The sequence below is a fragment of the Sphingobacterium sp. T2 genome, assembly GCF_000814685.1.
Classification (GTDB): Bacteria; Bacteroidota; Bacteroidia; order Sphingobacteriales; family Sphingobacteriaceae; genus Sphingobacterium; species Sphingobacterium thermophilum.
Window position 1 is genome coordinate 1 of sequence record NZ_JXAC01000181.1, and the last position, 4,862, is coordinate 4,862.

Annotated in this window: 7 protein-coding genes and 1 pseudogene; 5 read left to right on the forward strand and 3 right to left on the reverse strand. The window is 40.7% G+C overall.

The window, feature by feature from the left end; genetic code table 11:
* Positions 1-179: 179 nt before the first annotated feature.
* From SD31_RS17525 to groL, 4 genes are all read left to right on the forward strand, one after another.
* Positions 180-323 (forward strand): hypothetical protein, encoded by a 144-nt coding sequence (locus SD31_RS17525; protein WP_197053676.1) that lies wholly within the window; start codon positions 180-182, stop codon positions 321-323.
* 14 nt (positions 324-337) lie between these two features.
* A complete protein-coding gene (secG, locus tag SD31_RS11255; protein ID WP_039054189.1) occupies positions 338-688 on the forward strand; it encodes a preprotein translocase subunit SecG in 351 nt (116 codons plus the stop codon).
* 219 nt (positions 689-907) lie between these two features.
* Complete coding sequence (gene groES / locus SD31_RS11260) at positions 908-1,183, forward strand: co-chaperone GroES (protein WP_039054190.1); 276 nt, start codon at positions 908-910, stop codon at positions 1,181-1,183.
* A gap of 56 nt (positions 1,184-1,239) precedes the next feature.
* Positions 1,240-2,874, forward strand: coding sequence for a chaperonin GroEL (groL, locus tag SD31_RS11265; protein WP_039054191.1), 1,635 nt, complete (start codon positions 1,240-1,242; stop codon positions 2,872-2,874).
* Between the two features lie 52 nt (positions 2,875-2,926).
* On the opposite strand, the gene SD31_RS11270 is transcribed toward groL, so the two are convergent.
* From SD31_RS11270 to SD31_RS11280, 3 genes are all read right to left on the reverse strand, one after another.
* Positions 2,927-3,307: a DUF2752 domain-containing protein gene (locus tag SD31_RS11270; protein ID WP_052258986.1), complete on the reverse strand. Its 381-nt coding sequence runs from the start codon at positions 3,305-3,307 to the stop codon at positions 2,927-2,929.
* Between the two features lie 483 nt (positions 3,308-3,790).
* Positions 3,791-4,129: a GNAT family N-acetyltransferase gene (locus SD31_RS11275; protein WP_052258987.1), complete on the reverse strand. Its 339-nt coding sequence runs from the start codon at positions 4,127-4,129 to the stop codon at positions 3,791-3,793.
* Between the two features lie 13 nt (positions 4,130-4,142).
* Positions 4,143-4,640, reverse strand: a complete 498-nt coding sequence (locus tag SD31_RS11280; protein ID WP_231561500.1) for a pirin-like C-terminal cupin domain-containing protein — start codon at positions 4,638-4,640, stop codon at positions 4,143-4,145.
* Positions 4,641-4,762: 122 nt separating this feature from the next.
* Here SD31_RS11280 and SD31_RS21355 point away from each other — a divergent pair.
* Positions 4,763-4,862: pseudogene (locus SD31_RS21355) on the forward strand (transposase); the annotation flags it as partial.

Consider the following 4,862-nt stretch of genomic DNA (forward strand, 5'->3'; position numbering starts at 1 on the left):
AGAAGCTTAGCAAAGAAGTCAAAAGAAGCCGTTGCTCTCTACAACCGCCGAAAAAGAAGCGCCGAGATTAATAAGAGAATTATACAGAAAGATCCATATCATCCAGCCTCCATCACCGGAAAATATCAATAAATGAAAATAATGGCGAGCGTCAGAGCGCGGAAGACAATTATACTCTTGTGACAGAGACGTTAGCCAAGATATATGCAAATCAAGGATTGTATCTGAAAGCCATTGAAGTTTTCAAAAAATTAATTTTGAAATATCCAGAAAAAAAATCGTATTTTGCGGGCCAAATTGAAGAATTAGAAAAGAATTTATAAAGTATAAAAAAGAAATGACTACACTATTTATTGTCTTGATTATCATCGTTTGTATTCTACTAGCGTTATTTGTGTTGGTTCAAAACCCAAAAGGGGGCGGTCTTTCTTCCGGTTTTTCGGGCGGAAGCAGCTTGATGGGGGTTCAACGTACAAGCGATTTCTTGGAAAAAGGTACTTGGACTTTGATAATTTTATTAATCGTATTCAGCTTAGGAATAAATATCTTAGGTCCTTCGAGCGGCTCTTCATCCAGCCTGTCGGATCAAATTGAAGTTCCGGCAGCAGGTCCAAAGCTTAACTTGAATACAGCTCCTGCACAGGAAGCACCACAAGCGACTACTCCTGCAGCAGATTCAACGAAATAAGAATAAGGAAAGAAATAAAAAGCCTCACGACAGTGAGGCTTTTTTGTTAGGTGTACTGTCAGGGTGACACTGTGTCAGTTTGTTTGGTGGCTCCTAATAAGGATAAATATGAAAAATTGACAAGAAAAGTTGCCAAAATACGTTTGGCATAGTTGATGATAGGTTAAGGGTGATTTGATTGTTAAACGTTAAAAAAGTAAAACAAAACTATATAATACTATGGCATTAAATATCAAACCTATCGGAGACAGAGTAGTAGTGGAGCCTGCTCCAGCAGAAGAAAAAACAGCTTCTGGTTTGTACATTCCTGATACTGCAAAAGAAAAACCATCACAAGGTACTGTTGTGGCAGTAGGAACTGGTAAACCTGATGAACCTCTTACTGTTAAAGTAGGTGATAAAGTACTTTATGGTAAGTATGCTGGTACAGAAATCACTTACGAAGGTAAGCAATATTTGATTATGCGTGAATCAGACATTTACGCTATTATCTAATCAACATTCAAAGGAAGAGTTAGGTTTATTAACAAGTTCTAAATTTAAAAGTAAACATGGCAAAACAAGTAAAATATAATGTTGAAGCGCGTGAGGCCCTAAAGAAAGGTGTTGACACGTTAGCTAACGCGGTAAAAGTAACCTTAGGTCCTAAAGGACGTAACGTAATTATCGAGAAAAAATTCGGTGCTCCAGTTATAACCAAAGACGGTGTTTCTGTAGCTAAAGAAATCGAATTGAAAGACGCCCTAGAAAATATGGGTGCACAGATGGTGAAGGAAGTAGCATCTAAAACTGCTGACCAAGCGGGTGACGGTACTACAACAGCTACTGTCTTAGCGCAAGCCATCATCACTCCAGGTATCAAATCGGTAGCAGCAGGTGCTAATCCTATGGACCTAAAACGCGGTATCGACAAAGCTGTAGCTGCGGTAGTAGCTAACTTGAAAGCTCAGTCACAAGCGGTAGGTCAAGATAACAATAAAATCAAACAAGTAGCAACAATCTCTGCCAACAACGACGAAGTAATAGGTTCGTTGATTGCTGAGGCTATGCAAAAAGTTGGTAACGACGGTGTAATCACTGTTGAAGAAGCTAAAGGTACTGAAACAGAAGTTAAAACTGTGGAAGGTATGCAATTCGACCGTGGTTACTTGTCACCATACTTCGTAACCAACTCAGACAAAATGGAAGCGGAATTGGACAACCCTTACATTTTGATCTACGACAAGAAAATCAGCAACATGAAAGAGTTGTTGCCTATCTTGGAAAAACAAGTGCAAACAGGTAAACCTCTTTTAATCATTGCTGAGGACTTAGACGGTGAAGCTTTAGCTACTTTAGTAGTGAACAAAATCCGTGGCTCATTGAAAGTGGCTGCTGTTAAAGCTCCTGGTTTCGGAGACCGTCGTAAAGCGATGTTAGAAGATATCGCTATCTTGACTGGTGGTACTGTAATCTCTGAAGAGAGAGGTTTCAAACTAGAAAATGCAGAGCTTTCTTACCTAGGTCAAGCTGAAAAAGTTGTTGTAGACAAAGACAACACTACTATCATCAACGGATTAGGTAAAGCTGAAGATATCAAAGCTCGTGTAGCTCAAATCCGTTCACAAATCGAAACTACTACTTCAGACTACGACCGCGAAAAACTACAAGAGCGTTTGGCGAAATTGTCTGGCGGTGTAGCGGTACTTTACGTAGGTGCTACTACTGAAGTAGAGATGAAAGAGAAAAAAGACCGCGTAGACGACGCATTACATGCTACTCGTGCTGCTGTTGAAGAAGGTATCGTAGCAGGTGGTGGTGTAGCCTTTATCCGTGCTACTGAAGCGTTGAAAGACCTTAAAGGTGCTAACGAAGACGAGCAAATCGGTATCGACATCATCAAACGTGCTATCGAAGAGCCTCTTCGTCAGATCTGTGCTAACGCAGGTATCGAAGGTGCGGTAATCGTTCAGAAAGTTAAAGAAGGTAAAGATGACTTCGGTTACAACGCTCGTGTTGACAAGTTCGAAAACTTAATCAGTGCCGGTGTAATCGATCCTACTAAAGTTTCTCGTGTAGCGTTGGAAAATGCTGCTTCAGTAGCTTCAATGTTGTTGACTACGGAGTGTGTATTGGCTGACGAACCAGAAGAAAATACTGGTGCTGCAAACCCAGGCATGGGTGGTGGCATGGGCGGCATGATGTAATAGCGTCCATAGATAAACATAGAAAGGCTTCAATTCAAAATTGAAGCCTTTTTTATTTTATATTTCTCCATATCGTGAAGATTGCTGTCACCGCTATAATAACTGTTATCGCTTTAGTTCCGAATAAGGTGGAATAAAGTTTAGCTTCTTTCTTGCTATGGTCCGTTTTCAGTCGGAAATATATCCATAGTAAAAAATACGGCGTCAGAAGAAAAATCAAGGGGTTAAGCCGGAAAGCTTCTTCTATGTGTCCATTCAACAGTTCGTGGAGGGCGCGTTGGGAGCCACAGGTAGGGCACTCCAGTCCGGTAGTATGTTTTATGGGACAGGGCAGGAAGAAATGTTCTGCAGGATTAAATGTTCTGTATATCCATGCTAGCAGTAGGAATCCTGTCCCAATTCCAATTATGCTGTACCACCTTTTATGTATCATAGTTGTGGGATATTAAATTAAAGATACTATTTTGTGTGGATTATTTTAAGGTCTGAGGTTAAGGGAAAAGAAAATGGCGACCTCTTCTGCAGTAGCTTTATGGTGAATGCTAAATAAACCAAAAAGCCTGCAATCATTTGAATTGCAGGCTTTTGTATGCTTTTGATTTAATATCTGTAGCCCGTAGGGGAATCGAACCTATCGGACATTAATCTCTTTGTCAATGTTTTACAACCACCCCTTTTCCCAACTCACCGAATCACTCACTGGTTTGACATACGTTTTAGCTGCAATTGCTATGCTGCTAAGATACAGAATTTCTGTGATGTAAGAATGATGGAATATTACGGCTCGGGGCTTGGCGTAGTGGGGGCATTTAGCACTGCACTTGATACGAAGCACGAACGCTCCAATTTAGCAATAATGTTGGTACGAAGCACGTCCGCCCCCCGTTACGCCAAACCCTTGTTATGTGCAAGTGCTTTAGTCCAGTAAAACCGTTGATTCTGTTACTCTTACTTGGTCTTGCAAATAATCGTCAGCCAAAAGATGTTTTAGTTCGGGATGCCGGGCAAAGGTTTTGACCACAAACGGACATAGTGGATAAATTTTTGTTTTCCTTTCTTCGGCAAACTCCACCAATCTGTTGAAAAGCGGAATACCCAATTTTTGGTCTTTAAATTCTTCGTAAACCCTTGTACCGTTGGCAAGCAGGTTGCCGTTGTCCAACCATTTGTATTGAATCCACCCTGCTTCCATTCCGTTGTCTAAGATAACAAAGAATCTCCCTTCTTTGCCATCGTCATATTGTTTGAAATTCATTTTATTTTTGTTTTTAATTGATAATAGGTTTCCTCGATTCTGAAAAGGAAGTGATTTTTTGTTCACTTGGCAAATCGTTCAAATGCGGAAATTTTCCCTGACGAAAATCTCGATACATCTGTGCGATGTCTTCCATTGTGTCTGCTACAAAAGGTCCGTGATGAACCACAGGAACATTATGAGGCTGTCCTGCATACAACACAAAATGGGTGTCGTTTTCCAATGCTTCAAATTGTATTTCGGTATCGCCGTCTTCAGTCGCTTTATCAAGCCAACCCGCTTGTTCGGCATTGATGATTTTGTCGCCTGCTTTCACACTGCCTTTTAATACATATACCAAACCATTATAGTGCGATGGAATTTCCTGTGATACCACAGCTCGGTTGTCTAACCTGAAGTCCACCAAAGTAAATGGCGTATGGTTTTTTAATGGCGAAATCAATCCGTTACTGCTTCCGCTATACACACGAATTTCGTATGTATCGGTTTTAATTTTGGGTACGTCTTCCAATTGTAAGCTTCCCCGAAAAAAAGACTGTTAGAGAATAGAAAATGATTGATAACTTTAACAGTATATTATGAAAGGTAAACGATTCAGACCGGAGCAGATCAGTAAGATCCTTAAAGAGTTCGAGGGAGGGAAAAGCGTTACAGGAAATCACTCGCGAACATGGTGTCAGTCCTGCCTCCTTTTACAAATGGCGACAGCGATACGGTGCCTTGACGGCAGCGA

Bases quoted from the DNA above. Each gene is read 5' to 3' on its own strand.
- secG (WP_039054189.1), top strand. From the start codon at position 338: ATGACTACACTATTTATTGTCTTGATTATCATCGTTTGTATTCTACTA.
- groES (WP_039054190.1), top strand. From the start codon at position 908: ATGGCATTAAATATCAAACCTATCGGAGACAGAGTAGTAGTGGAGCCT.
- groL (WP_039054191.1), top strand. From the start codon at position 1,240: ATGGCAAAACAAGTAAAATATAATGTTGAAGCGCGTGAGGCCCTAAAG.
- SD31_RS11270 (WP_052258986.1), bottom strand. From the start codon at position 3,307: ATGATACATAAAAGGTGGTACAGCATAATTGGAATTGGGACAGGATTC.
- SD31_RS11275 (WP_052258987.1), bottom strand. From the start codon at position 4,129: ATGAATTTCAAACAATATGACGATGGCAAAGAAGGGAGATTCTTTGTT.